Source organism: Ornithinibacillus caprae, assembly GCF_009728145.1.
Lineage (GTDB): Bacteria > Bacillota > Bacilli > Bacillales > Amphibacillaceae > Ornithinibacillus > Ornithinibacillus caprae.
The window spans coordinates 185182-209650 of record NZ_WOCA01000004.1; the positions used below are offsets into that span (position 1 = coordinate 185182).

Genomic DNA, 24469 nt, shown 5'->3' on the forward strand with positions numbered 1-24469 from the left:
TTTAAATTGGCTATCCTACTACAACCTTCACCACCTACCACTCCAGTACTAGCCCTTCATGTTTCATTAAACCCCATAATAATATGTTATAATCCACCTATAATATGGAGGGTAAGTTTGTTTTTTTTGAATGATTTTAAATAAAAAGGTGAGTATGATGAGTACAAATATTTTAGTGGTAGACGATGAAAAGGAAATTGCAGACTTAGTGAAATTATATCTTACTAATGAAGGATACACTGTTACGGTACTGCATTCAGGAAAAGAAGCACTTGAAAATATAACGGTTAAGCAATATGATCTCGCTATACTGGATATAATGCTTCCAGATGTTAGTGGATTTACGATATGCCAAAAAATCCGCGAGACGCATCATTATCCAGTTATCATGCTAACCGCTAAGGTGGAGGACATGGACAAGATTAATGGTCTTACACTTGGTGCTGACGATTATATTACGAAGCCATTTAATCCACTAGAAATGGTGGCACGGACGAAAGCTCAGTTAAGGCGTTATAAACGGTACAATGTGAATGGTTCCACGGAGGAAGAAGATTCAGGTCGTGTTAAAGAATATGATTTCGCTGGACTTACTATCAATAAAGATACTCGCAAATGTACCCTGAATGGAAAACAGTTAACATTGACTCCTATCGAGTTTTCAATTTTATGGTATTTGTGTGAGAACAGAGGAAAGGTAGTATCGTCGGAAGCTCTATTTGAAGCAGTGTGGGGAGAAAAATATATAGATAACAATAATACAGTAATGGCTCATATTGGAAGACTTCGAGAAAAAATGAACGAACCATCGAGAAAGCCGAGATATATTAAAACTGTGTGGGGGGTTGGCTACACGATTGAGTAAGGAAAAGAATAGTCTCTCAGGACAAGCACTAACAAAAACAATTTTTACTCGCTTGTTTATCACAGTAGTCTTGTTTACGGTAGTGTTAGGTATTGTTGTTTTAATATCTAGTTATATCATAACTAGATTTACCTGGTATGAAGGTGATTTTTTATATGAATTCCTTCTTCAAATTTACAACATTAGATTCCCCATTCTAATAATATGTTGGCTAATTGGGTTTATTATTATCATCCTTATCAATTGGAAAAAGACCCTTCGCTATATTGATACCATTGTTGATGCGAGTAATGAGCTAGTGGAACCGGATGATAACCTAATACATCTACCAGTAGAATTAAAACAGGTAGAAAATCAAATGAATCAAGTAAAACAAGAAGCTATTCGAAACGCCCGATTAGCAAAAGAAGCGGAGCAACGAAAAAATGATTTAATTGTTTATCTTGCCCACGATCTGAAGACGCCACTTACTTCTGTCATTGGTTACTTAACCTTGTTAAGGGATGAGAAGGAAATATCCGACAAGCTTCGTGAGAAATATTTGGCTATTTCTTTTGAAAAAGCGGAGCGTTTAGAGGATCTAATTAATGAGTTTTTTGAGATTACACGCTTTAACCTGAGTCAATTATCACTTGATAAATCCAGAGTCAATCTAACGAGAATGTTAGAACAAATCACATATGAATTTAAACCATTGCTTGATAGCAAAAATCTTCAACTTTTCTTGCAAATGGAAACAGATATTGAATTTACTTGTGATGTTAATAAAATGGAGCGGGTCTTCGATAATTTAATTCGCAATGCGATTAATTACAGCTTTGAAAATTGTTCCATTAAAATTGGTGCGGTTAAAAAGGATGACGGTGTCGAGGTTTATTTTGAAAATCAGGGAAACACTATTTCAAAAGAAAAACAAAGTCGCATATTTGAACAGTTCTACCGACTTGATGTCTCTCGTGGTACAAAAACTGGTGGAGCAGGGTTGGGTCTTGCCATTGCCAAAGAAATCGTCGAACAGCATCAAGGCTCTATTACGGTGTTTAGTGAAAATGAAATCATCAGGTTTACGGTTTTTTTACCGGAAGTGTCGTAAGAATTTTGTAGGAATTTTTATAGAAAAAGAGAGGAATTTATTTAAAATAAACGAAAGAACTACACTTACTGAATTGGTACTATTTAACTACCGATTCAGTAAGTGTTTTTTGTTTATTAAAAGCTATGAAACAAAACCTGAATCTATTAAAAAAGAGAGAAGGTTGAAAGATGCAAAATAAATTATATAAAGTTGCAGTAATTTTTCTTATCATGCTGATATGTTCAGCTTGTAATAGCGCGGAAAATGATAATACGAATAATAATGTCCCCGAGGACGACAGCAGTTTAGTAGATTCAACCTATAAAGTTGTGTTAGACCCAGGGCATGGAGGCAAAGACGTTGGAGCGACAGGTGTAAGTGGTCAATATGAAAAAAGCTTTACATTAAGCTTATCTATGAAGGTAAAGGAACTATTGGAACAAGAAACAGATATTGAAGTTTATATGACAAGATCAGATGATAGTTATATATCTCAAGAAAGTCGGTATAGGCCAACGTTTGCAAATGATTTAAATGCAGATGTATTTATATCTATTCATGGGAACACGTTTACGGATAGTAATGTTTCTGGTACAGAGACATTTTATTATCACAAGAGCTCCCTTTCATTTGCTAAGATCGTGCATGAGCATGTGGCTGAAGCTACTGGTTTTAAAGATCGAGGGGTTAAAAGGGAAGCGTATTTTGTTGTTAAAGATACAGAGATGCCAGCTGTTCTGTTAGAGATAGGATATTTAACTAATCCAATAGATGAGCAAGAAATGTTGACGGAATCATTTCAAAATCGCGTTGCTGCTGCAATAGTAGAAGGAATTATAAAATATAAATTGGAATCTTAGCATTTTGTTAATTTTAGCTATTTTAATAGCTTCTTTTATTGCTTAAAAAACCGTTAGCATAATTGTTATGGAAAACCATACCATAAATAAGGTAAAACAGAAGGTAAGACTGATAATAGACAGAGAATGGTTAAATATGTAATAGAAAATAAGAAGTAATTGTAGAGGAGCTCTATATTAAGAGAGCCCCTTTCCCTTCTGAATTTGACATTAAAAAGTAAAAATTCCTCTATAACAGCGATATTATAGTATATTGAGGTTTTCTTAAAATTTTTGTTCGCATATATTCCCTCTCTTGTCTCTTTGACCGTATGCTGGGATATCTTCTAGTCCCATAGCCTTGAGAATACTTAAAAGGCATCCTCCGATTTGTTTTTAATATAGATTTCTCCCTTCCATGTTAATCTGCTTGATGGTTGCGCTTCGAATAGCTCCTGTATTTTCTCTGTAGATAATCCCAACCCTTTTTCGTTTCTGCTTTCATCTGCAAACAGATTCAACCAATCGTTTTGATTTAGCACAATTTTTTCCCGATCTGTTCGATCTTTGTGTTGTCATTTATCAACACCAGAATTTATGACTTGCTAACGCCGTTTTTATTTGCTATGGAAAGACGGTTCCAGCTATTGATTATAATAATAAGCATCACTAAATCAATCGTTTCTTTTTCATCAAAGTATTTTCTAACTTCCTGATAGAGTTCATCTGTCACACCATTTTCTGAAATATGGGTGACTGCCTCTGTTAAAGCCAGTACTGCTCTTTCTTGGTTGGTATATAATGCTGTCTCCTCCCATGCATCAAGACAGAAAATCCTCTGTTCCGTTTCACCTGCTTGAATTGCTTCTTTTGTGTGCATATTGATACAAAAGGCGCATCTATTTAATTGTGAAGCACGGATTTTTATTAAATGGATTAACTTTTCATCAAACCTTGTCTCCTTTTTATATGCATCTAGCTGTATTAGTAATTTCAATGCATCTGGCGCTACTCTCCCATAATTGATTCTTGTCACCAAAATCTCCTCCTTTAATTTGTCCTTTCACTAAACAAGACAAATTAAAGTAATAATTTGTGACCTATTTTTGATAATTTTTTTGGATTCATTACAAAATAAATGTTCGTGATACCTTCTTTTTGGATATCAAACATAATTGCTTTGTTTGGTATACCATTTATTTCTTGCAAGACACCTATGCCACCATTCACACTGATCATGCGCAATACACCTTGGAAACTTCCTCTTTTATATATACCTTGTAAAAATGCGATGACATTCTTCTTACTATGAATAGGTTTTATTGCTGCCAACACTTTACCCCCGCCATCCGTAATAAGCACGACATTCTCTGATAATTCTTTAATAAAGGGATCGAAATCACCACTTTCAGCACCTTCTATAAATAGAGAAGATAATTTTGTATCTTGTGATTTATTTTCTATGTTCTTGTCCGCGGATTCTATCTTTTGATTTGCCCTACTATAAACCTTTCTTAAACTTTGCTCCGTACGGTTTAAAATGGAGGAGATTGTCGCGTAATCGAAGGTAAGTGATTTTTTCAAAATGTATACACATCGTTCTAATTCAGTAAGGTTATGCAAAAGGACAGTAAATGCATAGGAAATGGACTCTTCTTTCAACAGGCGATTTAAAAGCTCATTCGTATGTATATCAATTAAAGGTTCAGGCAGCCATGGTCCAGTATATACTTTTCTCTTGTGTCTAGTAGATTGAAGATAATTCAAACATTTATTCACCACCATTTTCATTAAATATGCTTTCGGTTCAACCAAAGAGGATAAATCTACCCTATTTAACTGAACATATACTTCTTGAACAATATCTTCAGCATCATGAATAGACCCTATCATTTGATAAGCAACAGAAAATGCTAAGGATCTATAATTGTTATACAGCTGTTCATATTTCACTAGTAATCCTCTCCCGTTTACTAAGGTGGATGACAAGTATTATTTCTTAATATTATGATATTTGTTGCTGTGATAATCAACTAACAAATCTACTCTATCCTTATCCTGGAATCTAATTTACCATTTTCCATTAGAAGACTCCTACTTCAATGTATGTAAAGGTATAGCCCAATGAGTAAGCGGGAGATGATTGTCGGTTGGGTTTTTGTCAAAAAAATAACAGCACCCACTAATTTGCTGAAGAGGTGCTGTTTGGTAGGACATTTTCATCCCACCTTTTATCTCTTATTTCCGAACAACAGGAATCCACATTTCACCAAATACTAAGCCGTTTCGCTGCCCCATCTCAACGGTTGCATTTGGTCCACCAACATAGGCGAAACTCTTTGCTTCTGGCAAGATCTGACCAAAGGCAATACCGGTAAGCTCATTACTCAATTCATCAGCCGTTTTTCCTTCCCCTTTAACAACTAGGTATTCCCCCTTAGGAAATTGGATAACTCTAGACTCTTCTTGTACGGTTTCCTCTGTCATAACGCCAGCATAATGCATCATCTTGTTATTCACCGCTTCATTCACTGCAAAAATGTAGTTATTTTTGGCAATGGATTTTAAAGTGTCAAGCCTTCCATCTTGTTTGACAGCCCGCCAAAAGTCTGACTTTTCCTTGTTAATACCAGCAAAGTCTGTGTAATCGCTCTTAAGTTCAGTTCCGATACCTAAAACGGTAAAGCTGTCTTTTTCTTCTAGGGTATAATCTGCCATATTCAAAACCTACCTTTTTTTAAATTTATCAAATGACTTGTATTTTCACTTGATGGGTTTATAATAGCTTTAAATCATGTCAAAAAATGATACTGTTTAGGAGGTCCCAATGAAAAAAGTTGAACGGATCAATATCATCATGCGGTATATCAACAACCGTGCCCACTTTACAATATCTGAAATTATGCGTGAATTTAACATCTCTCGTTCGACTGCTATTAGAGATATCAGAGAAATTGAAGCCATGGGGATGCCACTAGTCGCAGAAGTTGGAAGGGATGGAGGTTATTTTGTCATGAACAACTCTGTCCTGCCTAATATTCACTTTACCGATAATGAGATCAAAGCTCTTTTTATTGCCTTCATGGCCACCAGAAATCAACAACTCCCCTATCTAAAGAGTCGTCAGTCTTTGGCTGAAAAATTACTAGGTCTCATTTCAGAAAACCAACAAGATGACCTTGTTCTTTTAAACCAAATCTTGCTTTTTGAAGGGACGAATCCACATAATCCCGACCTACTTGATCTGTCAGACCTCCCGCATCCCATGTTAGAAAAACTCATTCAAATCATTCTTTTGGATAGCTATTTATTAATTATGATCAAAGAAGAGGAGGTAATAAAGTCTCATCCAATTTATCTCTTACACCTTTATCAAGAAAAAAGTCTTTGGTTAATTGAAGGCTTTGACCTAAAAGAAGAAAGGAAGCAAATTTTTACTGTCGACAACCTCATCAATGTCAAACCCTATCCAACGAAAAAAAGACTAAGTAAAAAACAGATACTAGAAAAATTAAGTAAGCAGGAAGAAGTTGTCAACCTGATCATTGAACTTGGTCCAAAGGCGATTACCCAGTTCAAAAAATACCATCCTTTTAAAGTTTCAATTACCTATACGAATCCTTACCAAACCACAGCTATTTTAAAGACTTTTATCAATGTTAATAATCACGAAGAATTGACCGAAATAACAAACTGGATACTTTTCCTAGGTGAGGATATCAAGATTAGGGAAGTGCCAAAAGAAGTCTTACAGGGTTTACAAAAGAGAGTATGTCTATACACTCATAAGTAGTTCCAGTTAAACCACAAATAATTTTAAGTTTGGCAAGTGCCAGTTATCCACTTTTTACGCATGCTCAGAAAAGTTAAGACTTTTGAAAGTAGAACATATTTTAAAATTGGTAATAGAACTTGTATAAGTAAACTCAGAACGTGGAAGACCTCAACTTCAGTATCTGCTTATCTGAAAGTTGAGGTCATCTAAAAAACTATTATTTTCCCAATGCTTACATTTTAATCGTAACGTTTTTAGTTAAGGAACGGATAGTCCAAAGCACAAGGAGAACGATCAATACTATAACGGGAACCGCAATAGTTACTGGTAAATCAATGAATGAAAAGTTATCATGTATAGGCAAATTCAGTGTGTTTCTTATTAGCACGTTTTCAAGTGTTAAGATAGTTACTGAAATGAGAATAAACCCTAATCCAATGACAGTATGAAACCGATAAAATGCTACACCAATCAACCAACCAGCTAGGTAATACATTAATATGTTTAAACTAAATATGCCAAGGGCTAACATTAAATTACTTTCAGGATTAACGTAAGGAGTTAAAATTAGAAACTGAATAATATCTCCAATTAAATTGCTATCGCTTGAAAATGCGTCAAAATTTGGTTCTTTAAAGGTTACACTTGCTACCTGCTTTAAAATAAATTGTGTTAATACAGAAATAACCAAGGCTATTATTGGAAGAATCACAGCTAAACCAATGGAAGCCAAAGTCGCTCCTCTAAAGTAATCCTTCCTTGTTACACCATTTCCGACAAAGTACGGGAGAAAGGAAGCGGAAATTATTCCAATAATGAATGTGAAAAAGTTCGCCACTACAAAAAATGTACTATAGAAATTATCCGGGGCGTTTCCTTGATTAATGCCGAGTATTAGCTTACCAATCTGTATGATTAGCATGACACCCATAACACCAAATGCCCAGAATAATTGAACCCAAAACATATCGTTCGTAACTTTAAGATAGATTGCTTTATTCTTCATTCGTTTTCCTCCTCAGTTAAATGGACAAATAAATCATGAAGGGAGATGGGTGCTACTTCAAGACCCTTATCCACTGCGGCTTGTTTCTTATCGTCATGAAGTTCTCCGTATATCGTTACCGATTTCGTACTGCCCAACTGTTTTTCGTTAATCTGGTTCATGGATCGCACAAAATCATCTACGGTTTCTGCACTTCCAGTAATAGCTGCCCCTTTTGACATAAGGGAATGGAATTCCTCTTGAAGGAGAATCCTGCCTTTGTTTAATAAAATAACCTCATCAAATAAATAGTCCATTTCAGATACGAGGTGAGTCGAGAGGATTATAATTCTTGGATGATCCTGTTGATCTTTTAATAATTCTTTATAAAATATATCTCTAGACGGAGCATCCATACCTAGGTATACCTCATCAAATATCGTGACGGGAGTTCTGCTCGCTAACCCGATGATGACATTAAGAGCGGATTGCATCCCTTTTGAAAAATGTTTGATCGGTTTCTTTTTTTCGAGTCTAAATTTCCCTACGAGATATTCAGCATAGTTCATATCAAAATTGGGACGATATCTCTGGATGTCTTTGAGATAATTTATAATATGACTCGTCTCGTCTTTATAGCTTTTGTCATATAAAAAGGCGACTTGCTGCATGATGCTTGCATTCTCAAATGGGTCTTCTCCAACGATAGTGACCGAACCCTTAGAGGGTTGATTAAATGAGGCAAGAATGGATAAAAGGGTTGTTTTTCCAGCACCATTTCTACCAAGTAGTCCATATATTTTCTTTTCGTTTAACTCAAATGTTACATCTTCTAGAGCAGTATGGTTGCCATAGCTTAAACCTATGTTTTCAACTTTAATGTTCATTGGTATCACCACTTTTTACTTTTTTTATTAAACGAATAATATCATTTTCCCCAATTTCCAGTTTGTCAGCTTCCTGAACCAATTTGACAATATAATCCTCCATAAAGGATGCCTTTCTTTTTTCAAGCAATTTTTCTCTTGCCCCAACAGCAACAAACATTCCAATCCCCCTCTTCTTGTATAGAATACCTTCATCCACTAATGGGTTAATTCCTTTTGATACAGTGGCATGGTTAATTTTATAAAACTCAACCAACTGATTAGTGGATGGCACCTGTTCCTCTTCTTTTAGTTGATGATTGATAATTTGATCCTCTATGATTTCGCGGATCTGGACATATATAGGCTTATCTTGAACAAATGGACCTCTCATTTTTATCTCCCACTATCTTTTTTTGTTATACACTCATACGGTTATATACTTATGTGTATAACCATAACAGTATATTTTTATTCAGTCAATATGGAAATGGTGAAAAAATAAAATTTACGTTATGAATTCATTTATGGAAACAAGATTGTTATAAAAAAATAATTATGATATATTTTCACCATAACTTATTAAAGATATTTAATAAGTGTTTTAGGTGGTGAACGTAGTGGATGATAAATTAGCTAATCCAAAATCTATGAAAAAGATGATCCTTCGTGATATTCGTACAACTCTTTTAGAAATTGGAAGTACAACAAAAGTAGAATTAAGTAATAAATTGAAAATTAGTTTTCCAACCATAAGTAAGTTCCTAGCTCAAATGGAGAAAGAAGGAGAAGTTATTTCAGTTGGTTTGGATGAATCTAGTGGTGGCAGAAGAGCAAAGAGATATAGGTACAATCCCGAGTATATGCTAGGTCTTTCGATTTTCTTAGAGAGGTCAGAGACAAATTATACGATCTTTAATTGTTTGGGAGAAATAAAGGATCAAGGAAAATTTTCAGGTGTATTAATAGACGATGGGTTACATGTATTAACGAACTATATTGATAAAATAATAACTGCAAATCCCAAAATAAGCTCTATGGCAATAGGTGTTCCTGGTGCAGTTGATGGTGGGCGAATTTTTCATATACCAGGATACGAGCAGTTTCAAAATATAGATTTAAAAGGATACTTCGAGGAACATTTTTCTATACCTGTCGCAGTGGAAAACGACATGAATGCAGCTGTGTTCGGCTATTATACTAATAGGAAAATGAAGGTGCAATCGCTTGTTTACTTATATTCTGGTCAAAATGGGCCAGGTGCAGGAATTATGTTAAACGGTGATGTCGTTCGTGGAAGCACGTTTTTCTCGGGAGAGGTTCAGTTTATCCCCCAATATAATAATCGAAATTTTCAACAAGCACTAAATAAAGAAAATGGATCGAAAAAAAAGATGATAAGTAAGGAGTATGAGATTGATGCCATTAGTAGGTTAATAGCCTCGTTTGTTGCTATTATTAATCCTCATGTATTCATTTTCTGTGAGGACGAAGTGGATGAAACAATAATAGATAAAATTCAGGCTGTAAGCTCTAAATATATTCCATCAGAACATCTTCCTGAGTTTGAAATGAGTGATTGGAAACAAGACTATTTATTTGGATTACAAACGCTTTGCCTCGATGTAATGATCGAAGAAATAAGTAATATCTCATAAACCTTTTTTGTAGGCATTCATCTATATAAGTATGAATGCTAAAATTTTTAACACTTATTAAATGTGTTTAATAAGTTCTTTTAAAAATCCATGAGAGAGCGTTTTTGATTTTCGAATAAAAAAGTACAACAAAAATTTATAGTCAGGAGAAGAGGAGCAAATATGACACTATTACTCTTAGTTATTATTTATTTGGCTTTTATAAGCTTAGGATTACCTGATTCGTTATTGGGAGCTGCGTGGCCTGTGATGCAACAGGACTTTGCCGCTCCGCTTGAGACAGCTGGTTTACTTTTTATGACCATAGCAGGGGGCACGATTGTTTCTAGTTTAGTTAGTGGGAAAGTAATTAAACGGTTTGGTACCGGAAGGGTCTCATTTATAAGTGGATTAATGACGGCTAGTGCTTTACTTGGTTTTTATTTTGCTCCTTCCATCATTTGGTTAGTTGTATGTGCTATACCTCTTGGATTAGGTGCAGGAGCTGTAGATGCAGCATTAAACAATTATGTTGCTTTAAATTATAAGGCACACCATATGAGCTGGTTACATAGTTTTTGGGGTGTAGGAGCTACCCTTGGGCCAATCATAATGGCTCAGTTTATAGCTGGACAACATGCTTGGAGAAGTGGGTATCTTACAATAGCAGGAATTCAGTTCGGATTAGCAGCTATCCTACTATTCTCTTTACCATTGTGGAATAGAGTATCGAAAAATAGTAATAAAGCATTACATGAGAATTCAGAAGACATCCATAACAATTCTGATCATGAGGATACGAAATATGTAAAGCCGTTGCAAATTAAAGGAGTAAAACTCGCCTTGTTGTCCTTCTTGTTTTATTGTGGGGTTGAAGCGACAGTAGGACTTTGGGGAAGTAGCTTTCTCGTAAATGTAAAGGAGCTGCCAGCATCGGTTGCTGCACAATGGGTTTCATTTTACTGGGGTGGATTAACAATTGGTAGATTTATAACAGGGTTTGTTACGTTTAAAATGAGTAACCGTATGCTTATTCGAACGGGACAAATTATAGCATTAGTTGGTGCCGTTCTTCTATTATTGCCATTACCTTCTATTTTATCACTTGTCGGTTTTATTATGGTTGGGTTGGGGTTAGCACCGATATTTCCATGTATGTTACATGAAACACCAATACGTTTTGGTAAGACGCATTCCCAGACAATTATGGGTTATCAAATGGCAGTAGCTTATACAGGTAGTACCTTTATGCCGCCACTTCTCGGTTTCATTGCTTCCTATACAACAATAGGAATTTTACCGATTTTTATAGCAATTTATATTGCAGTGATGCTTCTAAGCTCAGAACGGTTAAATACCTTACTAAGAAAAAGGGTGCACATTTCAAATTAAACCAAGTATATATACTTGGTTAGAAGTAAAAAGGGAGGAGAATTTATTTGATTAAGTTAGTGTTAACTGATATGGATGGGACCTTCTTAAATAATAATGGTGATTTTAACAGGGAACTTAGGACTGGAGATTATTCGTTTACTTGAAGAAATTAGTTTAGAACATACCATCATCGCATGTACACGAAGCGGTGCGGTAATTAAAGAAAACACACCTCAAGAAGAAGCGGCTATTGTTAGAAGGTCGTATACACAAGTAAGGCAAGTTTCGGTTAAGCCCATATGACTGTTACGCTTTAAAGTCCGGAGTCTGTTCACTCTATTTAACAGATGAGGAAGCTAAAAAGATAAGTGAAAAGGACAATAGTAGAGGAGAAAATCATGTAATGTCCTGTAGAAATCTATATAAATCACTATCTGAAGACGATTACTATAATAATCCTGCTTTTCAAGAAGATCCTTATTCTATAAGAATGACACGAGATGATTGTGGACACTATACATTTATAGATGACCAACATAGAAGTTGTATCGCAAAGCATTTGGGTATTACTTCCATGTATGTAGAAATGCAAGTCGATGAAGATAGAGATTATGTATCAACATGTGGAGCTTGTCTAGAAAAATTAGAGCAAAAGAAAACGTTAGGTCTAAAGGATTTTCTATTTAATTTAACTAATAGAAAAAAAGAAGAAAAACTCCCCCATGAGTTCATTGATGAGGAACAAAACCTTCACAAGTAACTGATAATAAAAAAGGCTATTTCGATAGCCCAATGTAACGATAACTGGTCTATTACACTAGCACCTTTATTACGATTCACATGCCTGTAGGTTTGATTCTGTTTTGATTTCTTAAAATCTCTTTAATAAATCCGCATTCGTTTCTTCAACCTAGATAGCAGCAATGAAGCGCACATAAAAAAGAGAACAAAGACTTTTCTTTGTCCTCTTTTTGTACAAATTCATATAAACTTTCAACTAAAATCTAGTCACTCTTCATTACTTCTACATGATAAGCAGAAATTTGACCTGGATTAGATTCCTTTAAGTGGTCACCATAAACCAATACCTTTTGGTTGATTTTTAGACCCCTGAATAATTCACTATTATCAACATCTTTATGCCTTGATACTATTGTAACCTCAGAACCATAGTTCGAAGTAAAAAATCCTATTATTCTTTCTCCAATACTTTTGGGTTCAGCTGCTATCCATATTGTGTTAATTCTCTTAGAGACAACATAACCCTCTATAGTAATATAATCTATAGGAAGGTTGTTTTTTAAATCTCCAGATGCTTCCTTTTCGAGTAATATTTCTTTAAAAATGAAAGAAAACAATAAAGTTAGTAAACAAGCTACTAGTAACCTGTTATATGGTGGGGTCTTATCCAACTTAAACACCTACCAACCATTTAGTTTATTACTATATTAATAGAAAAAACTCACTGGATTACAATAGAATTAAATAAATTTGTGAAATGTCTCCTAATCTTTGGACCACCATTTAATTGATCTCCATTGGTAAATGTGTATCCAGCATTATGAACACCAATCATTTGATTTGATGAATTAAGTACCGGGGCACCTGATTGCCCATTAGATGTATCCATATCATAAAATAACAGTGAAGGATCACTCAATCTAGAACGGCCTTCCATTCCCCATAATGAAATTTGATTAGTTTCATCCATTTTATCCCCAGGATATCCATAAGTCTTTAAGAGCGTATTATCCTCTATTGTACCAGCTTCCTTCCAGGATAATACACCTGCTCTATCTCCTATCAAGTTTCCATTTTCATCAGGTGCCACTCTTAAAATTGCATAATCATATTCACTGGCATTAGTTTCAGAATACTCTTCAGGGACAATTATATGTGTAACATTATAAGCCCCATATGCAAATTGAGTATTATTCATACCAGGTATAACAGTTCCTCTTAATATAGAGTTACTAATACAATGGGCATTTGTGACTACTAGTTCATCTGCTATTACTCCACCCGAACAGATCGAAGATGAAAATAAAGAATCAAATTGAATATAAGTTAAAGCACGATATGGCATTATTGAGGTATTTTGCACCTGATATCTACCGTCATCTCCAATTATAGAAAAAGGAGTCACTCTTTTATCTATTTCCTCTCCAGTCAACGGATCAATGATAGGTTTACTTTTATCAATTATGTCATCAAGATTTATTTTCTCCATCTCTCCATTTCCCTGTTTACCTTGGTATTCAAATGGTTTATTGCCTAGATTAGTAGTATCTTCAACCCTAATTATTGACTTTTCTTGTTTTTCTAAATCATACTCAATATAATTAATTTCTTTAGTAGTATCTGGGGTGTTTAGTGTATCATCGTGTTCTTCCGCAAAGATGCTGATACTTGGAGAGAATAAAACAAAAAACAAAAGAGAAAATACAAATACCAATCTCTTCATTATCAATCCCACCCTTTTAATATTTTACAAGATTATAATAACATATTTTGAATTTTTAATAATATTTATAATTATTTTTTAAGAAAAATAAGTCTTTTTACTCATCATGTGGAATTTTACTAGAGAAAAACAAAAACCGTATTTTGATTCCGTTTATATTGTTGCGTCAGAAGCTGCGTGGACCGATATAGCTAATGCCAATGTTCATAAGGGCACAACCGTTGAACATTTACAGCGATTATTGAATGTAACTCCCAAAGAAACGATGGCATTTGGAGATGGTTACAATGATATAGAACTCATGACTCGCTCTACTTATAGCTTTGCTGTCCGAAATGCAGTTAAAGAAGTTAAAGATGCTGCCAATATTATTACCCGTTCAAATGAAGAAGAAGCTGTCATGAAAACTATTATTCAAATATAATCTTTATAATAAAAAAGGGTTAGGTGAAGTCCGCTGATCCTATCAAATAACTCCGCTAAAGATGTTTAAAGAGGGCTTGTTTTTGATTGAGAAAAAGAATACAGTTAAAAGAACTAGTCATAAATGAAATGATTCAATTAGGCTTAAATGATGAAGTAGTAAGATTAAGGAATATAGATTAGATTATCCTATTAAAATTAGGATCCGATAGAGGTTTACTATGAAGAGGAGATGTAGAATCATGAAAGCGGTAACCTTAGTTGAAGAAACAAGAGCAGGTCTTGTTGAAAATGTCCATACTGGAATGATTTGTGGAGTAAATGAAAACTTAGAAACGATCTACCATGCCGGAGATTCTTCGCATTATACGTATTACCGTTCTGCAGCTAAGCCAATTCAAGCGCTACCTGTATTTCTATCAAATTGTATAAAGAAATATGGACTGACGAGTGAAGAAGCTGCTTTATTCACTGCTTCTCATCGAGGGGAGTCTTACCATATAGATGCTCTTGAATCGATGTTAAATAAATTACCTGTTCATGAAAATGAATTATATTGTCCTTATTCCTATCCATTAAATGCCAAGCCAAAGAAAGAGATGCTTCGAAAAAATAAGGAGAAGAGAAGACTGTATCATAATTGTTCAGGAAAACATATGGGATTTATCACCGTTTGCCGTGAATATGGCTATCCAGTCGAAGGATATTGGGAAGTAGATCACCCCCTTCAACAACATATACTGAAATTGCTTTCGGAGCTCTCGGAAGTACCCCTAGCTAAGATTCATAGTGGTTTAGATGGATGTGGGGTCCCCGTTTTTGCAATTCCTCTTCAGAACATGGCACTAACATACTTAAAATTAGCTTGTTCAGAGTTAATTGGTGATTTGCAAGTACAAAAAGCTGTAAAGCAAATGACTAGTGTGATGAATAAACATCCGCGAATCGTTGCTTCCGAGAACTTTATTTGTTCCGAGCTGCTTCAGGATCAAAATATTGTAGCAAAAGGTGGAGCGCAAGGGGTATATTGTTTTGGTTTGAAAAAGGAAAGAATGGGCTTTGCATTAAAAGTATTAAATGGATCAGAGGATGTCTGGCCAGTAATTGTAGCTAGTATTCTTGAACAAATTGGCTATAAAAACAAAGAAACAATTGCTAGATTACGAGCTTTAAAACCATCAATTATTACAAATGATGCAGGAGTTGAAGTAGGGAAGGTGCACGAGAAGTTTTCATTAACCAACATGTAAGAAAGACGACGGAAGAATAGTAGATTCTAAATTAAAGGTGGATGCATATGCTGAAAGAAGTCTGTGTCGAGAACTTTAAGAAGGTCCCAGAGTTAATTGCCAAAGGGGCTGATCGTATTGAACTTTGTGACAACCTTGCTGTAGGTGGTACTACAGTAAGTCATGGTGTAGCTGCAGAAACGATTAGCTATTGTCACGGTAAAAATATTAAGGTAATGTCCATGATTCGGCCAAGATGTGGAAATTTTATTTATAGTAAGGAAGAAATTGAAATTATGAAGCAGGATCTTGTCCATCTAAAGCAATTAGGTACAGATGGAGTGGTATTAGGTTGCTTAGATAACAAGAACTGGATTGATGAGGAGGCTATGATCACCTTATTAGAGCAGGCAGAAGGGCTAGAGGTCACCTTTCACATGGCGTTCGATCAGATAAATCCTGATAACCAGTTAAAAGCTATTGACTGGCTGGTGAAACACGGTGTAGATCGAATCTTAACCCATGGTGGCCAATTAGATTCCAAGATTGAGGATAACCTAGTAAGATTGAAGGAATATGTAGATCATGCAGCAGGCAGAATTATTATCCTACCAGGTGGAGGAATTACGGGTAAGAATCTTGATTTCATCACAACAGAGCTAAGCGTTAGCGAGGTTCATGGGACGAGGGTAGTTGATTGATAATAGGTCGAGGCTTCTTTTTTCGGTATGAGGTAAATTCTGTTGTCTCTCTCAACTTAAGAAATTGGTAGACCAGATATATGTATGATGAAATAGCTAGAGAGTAGATCATTTAATCTGCTCTCTTTTTAGAATAAACTAGATCCATTAATATTCCTCATTATGTATAATTCGATAGGCTTTCACAAGATTATCGTCAATGGAGATAAAGTGATTGGTTTCGCTTGGATCTAATCCTCTTGCAGTACCATTAAAATGACCGACAAGTTGTGGACGTTTACTGCCAAATTCCCAACAATAGACTTCTCCATTGGAATTATACCTATCATAAAAGTATGCGAATCTTCCTCTTACACAGATGCCATTCGAGCCATGTAAGACTTTAGGAACCTTATAAGTTTCAACCGTTTTTTTAGTTGGATTGACGTTAAGTAAAGGAAATTCAATATACGGAAATAACCAAAGTGAAGGAGATGTTCCTTTGCAAATAGCATAACAATCAACAATGGATGGTCGATCTAATAAATCACTATGGTATCGAAACAAAGACTCACCTTGAATTGAGAAAAGGACAAGACCTTCTGTTGAAATACCATGTCCAAATACCCCTTCATCAAAATAACTAATCCAAATTCCATCATTACTAACTACTATATCTTCAATACCGTCTCCACAATGAAAGGAGTTGAGTACCGTTCCATCAAGATTGATTATGTATAGATTTTCTGTATTATCTTCATTTCGAGCATCAGCAATTAAGAAACAATTATTGTCAATCCATCTAACTAAAGGATACGTACAAGATATAGTAAAATTAGGAAGCATCAATTTACTGTCCCCGATTTGCACGACGAACTTTCCATTCTCCTTTAATACTAATATCAATCCATAGTTGTCTGTCCAATCACCATCAATTAATTCTACATTGTCAGCATCAGGTTTTGAATATAAAACGGTCTCAATAATGTCCATTAAATCATCTCCAAATAATCGTATGTACATATTTTACACCAGGTTAAGGAACAAAACATATATACACCAGAGTATAAGCGCTTCTACAGCAATGTTTTTTCTACAGGCAACATTTAGCAAATTACAGCAAGATTTGGAAAGTCTGACTAAAGCCCGTTGTGTTACTTTTTAATCATAAATACAAGTTACATGGAAAGGAGCAGAAACAAAATTATGATAATAGAAAGTTAGATTTCCGAATCAATGGGTAGTTTTTTAATAGGTGTATAAATGTGATAGGTAGATTCAAGGTTGTGAATGTCATCGAACGATTGAATAAGCTCAATATCTGAAACCTCAGTTTCCTGTTTAGTGATTTTTAAAAACCTTGCATAGTCCGTTATGAACACGTCTCCTATGTCAAGAATATCACCAGAATAGTTGAATTTGGCACAAAAGAATTGCGGTATATCAACGGTGAAATAATAAGGTTTATTTATTTGAGTATCCTGGGGAATCCCAAACAAAACCTTAAAATGGGTTGAGTTTGGTTGGCAGTTTGAATAGACGACATAACATGGACTATGTATTGTTTCATCAATATTTTCTAGCAGCATTTTTGAGTGAGAGCGAATCTTTGTCTTGTAGTCATCTAATGCTAAATCAACTTCAAATGCGATTCCACTTAATCTAATTGTTTCAAATTCAGTAAGGGTGAAATTAGTGACAACATCACCATTAATGTTTTTAATCGGTCTTTTAACAACTGAAGGTATGGGAACTTGAGGTATGGCAATATCATTAATTCTTAGAGTACTTGGAGCAATATCGTATTGACGTTTGAAAGCACGAGTAAACGATGACTGAGTCCCAAAGTTTAACAGATAGGCAATATCTGTTAGAGATATGTCTGTATTTTGGATGAGAGGAAGAGAGGCATTCAATCTTCTAGAAAGTATGTAATTATTTAATGAATCACCCATCATTGCGGAAAAAAGTCTATGAAAATAGTATTTGGACATGTTGAAGTGATTAGAAACAGATTCTAATGTTAATGACTGGTGTATATTTTCTTCAATATACATTAAAGCATCCTCGATTACTTCATTATGCTCCATATGAAAACTCCTTAACTTGAGTATTTTAAGATTATTTTATCATACGAATTTATTCGTGGGAGGTAAAAATAATGACAAATGACAGAGTGAATGGAATCTTAATCGGTATTTTTTATATCGCAGCAGCAGTTACTTCCATCATAGCTGTTGTTCTTTATGAGCCAGTATTGTCAGAACAGTGGTATATGACAGTGGAAAATGGCATGGAAATGAAGGTATTAATTGGTGTATTTAATGATATATTGCTCGTAGTATCAGCGGTTGGAACAGCTGTAATGTTATTTCCATATATTCGTCTTTGGAATGAACATCTTGCATTAGGATATCTTTGTTTTCGATTTATGGAAGCGGTATTTATTGCGATCGGTTTAGTCAGTATATTAGGTCTTTTACAACTCAGTGGATATTCTGAAGGAAGTGGAGAAAATCTTTTAGCGGTTGGATCTACGTTACAAGCTTTTCATGGATGGACATTTATGTTAGGTCCGAATTTGATGCTAGGTTTAAATACATTCTTGTATAGTTATTTGCTTTTTCAGACGAGATTAGTTCCAAAGAGCTTAGCACTTTTTGGTATGGTTACAGCCGTTATGGTATTCATAGCTGGTGTGCTTGAAATGTTTGGTATAGTTGAACCACTATCTACTACAAAGGGATTAATTGCATTACCAGTAGGTGTATATGAGATGAGCTTGGCAGTCTGGTTAATCGTAAAGGGATTTAATAAACAAAAGCTTGAAGAATTAAGAAGGGGTAAATAAAACTTAGCGCAGAATATACAAGGTTGGACTAAAATATTTAAGGCCGACTCGTGCGATTTAACTTTCTAAAAATATACATTGCATGCCCTATAAATAGAATTGGTACCACTAGCGGAGGCAGAATACGTAGACTCTTGCTGCAAAGTAGACACTGTGAAAGTGACTGCAAGAACAGATGTCGCCCTTGTGCTGGAAGTGAAAGCGAAGTATTCTGCCGTAGTGGTGTTAAAATACTCGTTTTGAAGGAGTGGATCTATGCTGAAATTTACGACAAAGTTTATATTTTTTTAGCCTAAATCGTTCGTTTTTAGAGTTATACGTATTAGTTATGTCTCCCCCCTATTAATGGTCATATTATTAACTATTCCTTTCCCTACGTAAAAGATATAAAAAGTACGGAGCACCGATTACCGCAATTACAATTCCAACTGGAATCTCTTTTGGGGGGATTAACCCTCTGCCAATAGAGTCTGCCACTACTACTAACAATGAACCAATTAGTGCAGAAACTGGTAGTAAATATTTATGCTTTATTCCAACTAATCTTCTTGCCATATGTGGGGCTATCAAACCTACAAAGCCAATCGATCCAACTGCTGCGACACATGCGGCAGCTAAAGCAACTGCGATGGTCAGCATGAGTAGTCTGACACGTGTTACATTTTCACCCAAACCTTGTGCTACATCATCTCCAAGATTTAAAATATCTAGTTTAATAGCCAAGAAAATCGTTAACGGTAGTAAAACAATGATCCACGGAAGTGTTCCGATAATGTGCTCCCAGCTACTGGACCATAAGCTTCCAGTTAGCCAAATTAATGCTGCATTAATTTCAAGGGGATACTTAATCATGAAATATTGTATACCAGCATGACATAAAGCACCTAATGCAACCCCGCCTAAAGCTAGTGTTGTTGGTTGTACCCCTTGTTTATATACGAGAACAAAAAGAATGAAAGCAACTACCATTGCTCCAGCAAAAGCCGCGACCGGAAGAACGATACTAGGTGCTTTTGGAAATAAGATGATAACAATGATAGCGGCTAATCCAGCCCCCTTCGTAATTCCAATCACATCTGGAGATGCTAACGGATTTCGAACAAGTCCTTGTAAGATCGTGCCAGATACAGCTAACCCAGATCCAATTAGTAACGCTAATATAATTCGTGGAACTCGAAAGTTTTCGATAATAAATGTATCCATTTCAGCACCTGTTCCTATCAGAACGGCAAATACATCCCACGGTTTTATATATACTGCTCCAATCCCTGTACTTATAATAGATAATAGAATAATAACGATAGGTAAAATAACTAAAAGTTTCTTAGGAGTTAGTATGTTCCTTCTTGAGCTTTTCTTGGTTTGTGTCATGATAGTTTCTTCCTCCTTTTTATGAGATAGAAGAAGAAGGGAGCACCTAATATCGCTGTTACAATTCCAACTGGAGACTCATAAGGAAATGCAATAAATCGAGCTATGATATCCGCATAAACAAGCAAAATGGCTCCAAACAAAGCGGAGAACGGTAACACCAAACGATAATCGACGCCTACTATATATCTAGTGATATGGGGAACGATTAGTCCTACAAAGCCAATTGGTCCAGCGATTGAAACAGAGGCACCAGCTAAGATAACAACTAAAATTCCAGAAAATAGACGAATCAGTCCTATATTCTGGCCTAACCCACGGGCAACATTCTCTCCCAGACTAAGTACACTAATCGATTTTGCAAGGATCAATGATCCAAGTAATCCTAAAAGGCTCCATGGCAGGATAATTTTAACGTCTTGCCAGCTTTTGCTATCAACGGCTCCAGCCAACCAAAATAGAACACCTTCTGTTGTATGTTCATTAAATATAATAAGTCCTTCTGTTAAAGCGGATAAAAAGAAGTGAATCGTAATTCCGGCTAATGCTAATTTTACAGGGGTCATGCCGCCAGATGAGCCTAAATAATAAACTAACACCCCCCCAATTGTCGCTCCGAGAAATGCAAAGTACACAACGGAGCTTGGAGATGCTGCGGTAAAGAATACAGCAGAGAGAACGACAAAAAAGGAAGCGCCAGCGTTAATCCCAAATATTTGAGGTGAAGCAAGGGGATTTCTAGTAATTGCTTGCATAATTGCTCCTGCAACTGCTAGATTTCCTCCAATTAAACATGCGATGATTGCCCTTGGTAAGCGAATGGTTTGAACAAATAAGTGCTCTTTTGATAAGTCATTAATAAAAAAGGACTCCACGATATGGGAAAAATGTACGTCAGCAATTCCAATTGACATACTAAGCATAATTCCTACTGTAAGAATACTTATACCAATGATAAAAAGAAGTCCCAAAAAGATAGGGCGTTTTTTCGTATTATTTTTCTTTAACAATACATTCATAACTAGGATCACTTCCTTGATTACCTATAAAAAATATCAATTTTAAGCTGATAATGAAAAAAGCAGCAAAGTATTACTTACTGCTTTTTCATTTTATCGTACTTGGGCGACAAGGCTCCTTCCTCAAAACGAGACAACGTTTAGGAGGGAGATGAATCGACTGTTTTTTTAAAAGCTATTAATCATATATTACTTATATAAATGGTTGATCGTTTGCTCTACGATCAGTTCAGCAGCAATCAATCCACGGAAACGTGACCACTCATTTTGATCTACTTCATAAACATGACCATTTTGAACGGCGCTAATTTCTTCCCATAAAGGATTCTGTTGCCACTCACTAACAATTGTTTCTCCTCCAGATGTCATAAAGAACATGATATCTGGATTAGATTCTACAAGCGTTTCTAGATCAATTTTATTGGTAGCATCCTCAATTCCTGTGCCTTGGATCGCATTTTCAAATCCCAATGATTCTAATAATGAACCCGTGTAAGACGTAGAAGAGTGAGCATGGAAACCGGTGTCTGTTACTACTGCAGGTAATATGGTACGGCTTTCATTTTCTGGTACATTAGACTTTAGCTCACTCATTGTATCTTCGTGTTGAGCTAATCGTTGCTCAGCCTTCTCTGTTTCACCTAGTGCTTCTGCAATAACGGAGAACGAATCTACATTTTCTTCGTAATTTGAACTTAGACTAGATAATACAATGGTTGGTGCAATTTCACTTAGTTTTTCGTAGACATCTTTATGTCTATTTATATCAGCAATAATTAAATCTGGCTGTAAACTACTAATAATTTCTACACTTGGTTCTTTTCTGGTTCCTACTGAAGTATATTCTCCGATCTGTTCAGCAATTGGACCGATAATACGCTCTGAATCGTCATCATCAGCAATACCAACAGGTGTAATTCCAAGAGAAGCTAACGCATCAACGAATGAGAATTCTAACACAACGATACGTTCTGGGCTCCCACTAATTGGGGTTTCTCCCATCTCATGGGAGATGATTCTTTCATCACCAGATTCTTCAGATGACTCATCGCTGTTATTGTCAGTTGAACCACAAGCAGACAGGATCAAAGCTAATATTGCTATTACTACAAACCAAAGAGAAGATTTTCTATTCATGGACCATTCCTCTTTCCTTATGTATTTTGAAATTGATATTCATTCTCAATTACGAGTCGTATTTATTTTACTTGGATCATAATGTACTGTCAATGTATTTTTTGACAGTATAGGATAGTATAAACTGTCTTATCCTGCGTAACTGCACCTAAGGCTTTTGGAATAAAGGTTTAGAGGTCGCCGAGTTTTCTGAATTGTTATTTATTGGCATTTTAAAACTACTCTAGCTTGTTTGATCTCTAATATTGAACTTTAGAGAGGATTACACAGTTCAGGAAACCGATTTCTTTATTTTTAGATCATTTTCCAAATTTTTGTTGATTTTTATTACGACAGGCAATATAATAAGAAAAAGAAAGCGGTTTCTTAAGTAGTGGAAACCTTTTTATTTTCCTAGTTACGAAACCGCTTTCCTAAATCTATCAATAAGAAACAGTATTATCGCCAAAAAGGAGGTGAACAAAACCTATTTATGGCATTCCGGTATTTTTATAGTCACCTATTTTAAAATTTATAACCTATAAGGGGGTAATTGGTAATGAAGAAAAGTAAATTAGTATTAATGATTAGTATTTTGTCTGTAATGATACTTTCGCTTGTGGCTTGTGGTGGAGATAAAGAGTCAAGTGGAGGTAAAGATGGGGAAGTTACGTTGAATTTTTGGGTGTTTGGAGCTACAAATTACGAGGAATTAGCTAAGGAATATGAAAAAGAAAATCCTGGTGTAAAAATTAAAGTGAAAACATCCGAAACAGATGATCACCACAATAGCTTATTTACATCATTATCCGCTGGAAGTGGAGCGCCTGATATTGCCATGTTAGAGATTGATCAGTTAGATAGATTTAAAGAGGCACAAGATAGATTCGTAAACTTATATGATGTGGGTGCAAAAGAAGTTCAAGATCAATATTTAGATTGGAAATGGCAAATAGGAGAAAACAGTGATGGTGACTTCTTATTTGGATTACCAACAGACATTGGACCAAAAGCAATGTTTTATCGTACAGATTTATTTGAAGAAGCTGGGTTACCAACAGAACCAGATGAAGTTGAAGCTTTAATTCAATCCAAAGAGGACTTCATCAAAGCTGGTCAGCAAATAAAAGAAAAAACCGGTAAGCCTTTATTAGATAGTATGGAAATGGCATACCGTGCAATTATCGATGGAGCAGAGGAAAGTTTCTTTGATGAAGAGGGTAACTTGTTGATTGAAAACGAAGGAAATGCAGTTAGACAGGCATACGATTTAGCAATTGAGTTAAATGAGCTTGGTCTTGTTGGGGAATATGAAATGTGGACTCCAGAGTGGGGAAATGCTGTAAACAACGGTGATTTTGCAATTGAGTTAGGTGCTGCATGGTTGAAAGGCTGGATGTTAGATAATGCTCCTGATGCATCAGGTAAGTTCCGAATTGCAACATTACCAACAGAGTTTGCTGGTAACTGGGGTGGCTCATACATAGCTGTTCCAGCAGAAACAGAGCATGAGGAGGAAGCGTATGAATTTGTGAAATGGTTAGTATCTCCTGATAATCAATTAGCTTCATTCAAGAGTGATGCAGGGCTTTTCCCATCATCACCAGATGTATATGAAATGGATGAATTCAAGAATACAGAAGATGAATTCTTCGGTGGCCAAAGTACTGCACAGTATTTTGCGAATGCAGCACAAGACATAAGCTTTATTTACAAAGGTACGAAATACAAACCTGCTCATGACGAAATTTTAAATGCAATGAATAATGTACAACAACAAGGTGGGGACCCTGAAGAAGAATGGGCTGCTGCAGTTGAACGTATAAAAGATCTCGTTAGCAGATAATTTGTTTTATGTTTTTGATGCATTGATGTGGTGGTCTCTCCTGCCACATCAATG

Annotated in this window: 26 protein-coding genes and 1 pseudogene; 13 read left to right on the forward strand and 14 right to left on the reverse strand. The window is 35.5% G+C overall.

All coding sequences use genetic code 11. The features are described 5' to 3' along the window. Window positions 1–157: 157 nt before the first annotated feature. The 3 genes from vanR to GMD78_RS07470 all read left to right on the forward strand — a co-directional run bounded on the left by vanR (window position 158) and on the right by GMD78_RS07470 (window position 2800). Window positions 158–865: a VanR-ABDEGLN family response regulator transcription factor gene (gene vanR / locus GMD78_RS07460; RefSeq protein WP_155668197.1), complete on the forward strand. Its 708-nt coding sequence runs from the start codon at window positions 158–160 to the stop codon at window positions 863–865. Next, the gene (locus GMD78_RS21945; RefSeq protein ID WP_425495049.1) at window positions 846–1958 is read left to right on the forward strand and encodes a sensor histidine kinase; all 1113 of its coding nucleotides are present in this window, start codon (window positions 846–848) and stop codon (window positions 1956–1958) included. Before vanR ends, GMD78_RS21945 begins: the two co-directional genes overlap by 20 nt. A gap of 170 nt (window positions 1959–2128) precedes the next feature. Beyond that, window positions 2129–2800: an N-acetylmuramoyl-L-alanine amidase family protein gene (locus GMD78_RS07470; RefSeq protein ID WP_155668198.1), complete on the forward strand. Its 672-nt coding sequence runs from the start codon at window positions 2129–2131 to the stop codon at window positions 2798–2800. Window positions 2801–3064: 264 nt separating this feature from the next. On the opposite strand, the pseudogene GMD78_RS21950 reads toward GMD78_RS07470, so the two are convergent. The 4 genes and pseudogenes from GMD78_RS21950 to GMD78_RS07490 all read right to left on the reverse strand — a co-directional run. After that, window positions 3065–3270, reverse strand: a pseudogene (locus tag GMD78_RS21950) (IS1634 family transposase); the annotation flags it as partial. Window positions 3271–3374: 104 nt separating this feature from the next. Next, entirely contained in the window at window positions 3375–3818 is a 444-nt protein-coding gene (locus GMD78_RS07480; protein WP_155668200.1) for a carboxymuconolactone decarboxylase family protein, read from the reverse strand. Window positions 3819–3859: 41 nt separating this feature from the next. Continuing rightward, window positions 3860–4732, reverse strand: a complete 873-nt coding sequence (locus GMD78_RS07485; RefSeq protein WP_196493754.1) for a sigma-70 family RNA polymerase sigma factor — start codon at window positions 4730–4732, stop codon at window positions 3860–3862. 285 nt (window positions 4733–5017) lie between these two features. Further along, window positions 5018–5497: a GyrI-like domain-containing protein gene (locus GMD78_RS07490; protein ID WP_155668202.1), complete on the reverse strand. Its 480-nt coding sequence runs from the start codon at window positions 5495–5497 to the stop codon at window positions 5018–5020. A 109-nt stretch (window positions 5498–5606) separates the two neighbouring features. On the opposite strand from GMD78_RS07490, the gene GMD78_RS07495 reads away from it, so the two are divergent. After that, a complete protein-coding gene (locus GMD78_RS07495; protein WP_155668203.1) occupies window positions 5607–6572 on the forward strand; it encodes a helix-turn-helix transcriptional regulator in 966 nt (321 codons plus the stop codon). Between the two features lie 214 nt (window positions 6573–6786). Here GMD78_RS07495 and GMD78_RS07500 read toward each other — a convergent pair whose 3' ends face one another. The 3 genes from GMD78_RS07500 to GMD78_RS07510 are packed head-to-tail and all read right to left on the reverse strand — an operon-like array spanning window position 6787 to window position 8799. Next, window positions 6787–7560: a hypothetical protein gene (locus tag GMD78_RS07500; protein ID WP_155668204.1), complete on the reverse strand. Its 774-nt coding sequence runs from the start codon at window positions 7558–7560 to the stop codon at window positions 6787–6789. Beyond that, window positions 7557–8426 (reverse strand): ATP-binding cassette domain-containing protein, encoded by an 870-nt coding sequence (locus GMD78_RS07505; protein WP_155668205.1) that lies wholly within the window; start codon window positions 8424–8426, stop codon window positions 7557–7559. Before GMD78_RS07505 ends, GMD78_RS07500 begins: the two co-directional genes overlap by 4 nt. Then, entirely contained in the window at window positions 8416–8799 is a 384-nt protein-coding gene (locus GMD78_RS07510) for a GntR family transcriptional regulator (RefSeq protein WP_155668206.1), read from the reverse strand. Before GMD78_RS07510 ends, GMD78_RS07505 begins: the two co-directional genes overlap by 11 nt. A 256-nt stretch (window positions 8800–9055) precedes the next feature. Between GMD78_RS07510 and GMD78_RS07515 the strand changes: the two genes are divergently transcribed. From GMD78_RS07515 to GMD78_RS07530, 4 genes are all read left to right on the forward strand, one after another. Beyond that, complete coding sequence (locus tag GMD78_RS07515) at window positions 9056–10063, forward strand: ROK family transcriptional regulator (protein WP_155668296.1); 1008 nt, start codon at window positions 9056–9058, stop codon at window positions 10061–10063. Window positions 10064–10225: 162 nt separating this feature from the next. Further along, complete coding sequence (locus GMD78_RS07520; RefSeq protein ID WP_155668207.1) at window positions 10226–11434, forward strand: MFS transporter; 1209 nt, start codon at window positions 10226–10228, stop codon at window positions 11432–11434. Between the two features lie 96 nt (window positions 11435–11530). Beyond that, a complete protein-coding gene (locus GMD78_RS07525; RefSeq protein ID WP_246187596.1) occupies window positions 11531–11719 on the forward strand; it encodes a hypothetical protein in 189 nt (62 codons plus the stop codon). A 100-nt stretch (window positions 11720–11819) separates the two neighbouring features. Continuing rightward, window positions 11820–12176, forward strand: a complete 357-nt coding sequence (locus tag GMD78_RS07530) for a ParB N-terminal domain-containing protein (protein ID WP_155668208.1) — start codon at window positions 11820–11822, stop codon at window positions 12174–12176. A gap of 244 nt (window positions 12177–12420) precedes the next feature. Here GMD78_RS07530 and GMD78_RS07535 read toward each other — a convergent pair whose 3' ends face one another. Together GMD78_RS07535 and GMD78_RS07540 are read right to left on the reverse strand one after the other, a co-directional pair. Continuing rightward, window positions 12421–12828 (reverse strand): DUF3221 domain-containing protein, encoded by a 408-nt coding sequence (locus GMD78_RS07535; protein ID WP_155668209.1) that lies wholly within the window; start codon window positions 12826–12828, stop codon window positions 12421–12423. A gap of 50 nt (window positions 12829–12878) precedes the next feature. Next, window positions 12879–13880, reverse strand: coding sequence for a trypsin-like serine peptidase (locus GMD78_RS07540; RefSeq protein ID WP_155668210.1), 1002 nt, complete (start codon window positions 13878–13880; stop codon window positions 12879–12881). A 106-nt stretch (window positions 13881–13986) separates the two neighbouring features. Between GMD78_RS07540 and GMD78_RS07545 the strand changes: the two genes are divergently transcribed. The 3 genes from GMD78_RS07545 (at window position 13987) to GMD78_RS07555 (ending at window position 16233) form a co-directional block, all read left to right on the forward strand. Further along, window positions 13987–14304, forward strand: coding sequence for an HAD family hydrolase (locus GMD78_RS07545; protein ID WP_246187597.1), 318 nt, complete (start codon window positions 13987–13989; stop codon window positions 14302–14304). Between the two features lie 241 nt (window positions 14305–14545). Next, a complete protein-coding gene (locus tag GMD78_RS07550) occupies window positions 14546–15553 on the forward strand; it encodes an asparaginase (protein ID WP_155668211.1) in 1008 nt (335 codons plus the stop codon). 47 nt (window positions 15554–15600) lie between these two features. Beyond that, the gene (locus GMD78_RS07555; protein WP_196493755.1) at window positions 15601–16233 is read left to right on the forward strand and encodes a copper homeostasis protein CutC; all 633 of its coding nucleotides are present in this window, start codon (window positions 15601–15603) and stop codon (window positions 16231–16233) included. A gap of 147 nt (window positions 16234–16380) precedes the next feature. On the opposite strand, the gene GMD78_RS07560 is transcribed toward GMD78_RS07555, so the two are convergent. Both GMD78_RS07560 and GMD78_RS07565 read right to left on the reverse strand, forming a co-directional pair. Next, the gene (locus GMD78_RS07560) at window positions 16381–17235 is read right to left on the reverse strand and encodes a TetR family transcriptional regulator (RefSeq protein WP_246187598.1); all 855 of its coding nucleotides are present in this window, start codon (window positions 17233–17235) and stop codon (window positions 16381–16383) included. Between the two features lie 197 nt (window positions 17236–17432). After that, window positions 17433–18302 (reverse strand): helix-turn-helix transcriptional regulator, encoded by an 870-nt coding sequence (locus GMD78_RS07565; RefSeq protein WP_155668213.1) that lies wholly within the window; start codon window positions 18300–18302, stop codon window positions 17433–17435. A 71-nt stretch (window positions 18303–18373) separates the two neighbouring features. On the opposite strand from GMD78_RS07565, the gene GMD78_RS07570 reads away from it, so the two are divergent. Continuing rightward, window positions 18374–19063 carry a DUF4386 domain-containing protein gene (locus GMD78_RS07570; RefSeq protein WP_155668214.1) on the forward strand — a complete coding sequence of 230 codons (690 nt, stop codon included), beginning with the start codon at window positions 18374–18376 and terminating at the stop codon, window positions 19061–19063. Window positions 19064–19420: 357 nt separating this feature from the next. On the opposite strand, the gene GMD78_RS07575 is transcribed toward GMD78_RS07570, so the two are convergent. From GMD78_RS07575 to GMD78_RS07585, 3 genes are all read right to left on the reverse strand, one after another. Continuing rightward, the gene (locus GMD78_RS07575; protein ID WP_155668215.1) at window positions 19421–20434 is read right to left on the reverse strand and encodes a FecCD family ABC transporter permease; all 1014 of its coding nucleotides are present in this window, start codon (window positions 20432–20434) and stop codon (window positions 19421–19423) included. Then, complete coding sequence (locus GMD78_RS07580; protein ID WP_155668216.1) at window positions 20431–21453, reverse strand: FecCD family ABC transporter permease; 1023 nt, start codon at window positions 21451–21453, stop codon at window positions 20431–20433. Before GMD78_RS07580 ends, GMD78_RS07575 begins: the two co-directional genes overlap by 4 nt. 189 nt (window positions 21454–21642) lie before the next feature. Beyond that, on the reverse strand, window positions 21643–22590 hold the full coding sequence (locus GMD78_RS07585) for an ABC transporter substrate-binding protein (protein ID WP_155668217.1): 948 nt from the start codon (window positions 22588–22590) through the stop codon (window positions 21643–21645). A gap of 538 nt (window positions 22591–23128) precedes the next feature. On the opposite strand from GMD78_RS07585, the gene GMD78_RS07590 reads away from it, so the two are divergent. Then, the gene (locus GMD78_RS07590; RefSeq protein ID WP_155668218.1) at window positions 23129–24415 is read left to right on the forward strand and encodes an ABC transporter substrate-binding protein; all 1287 of its coding nucleotides are present in this window, start codon (window positions 23129–23131) and stop codon (window positions 24413–24415) included. The last annotated feature ends 54 nt before the right edge of the window (window positions 24416–24469 follow it).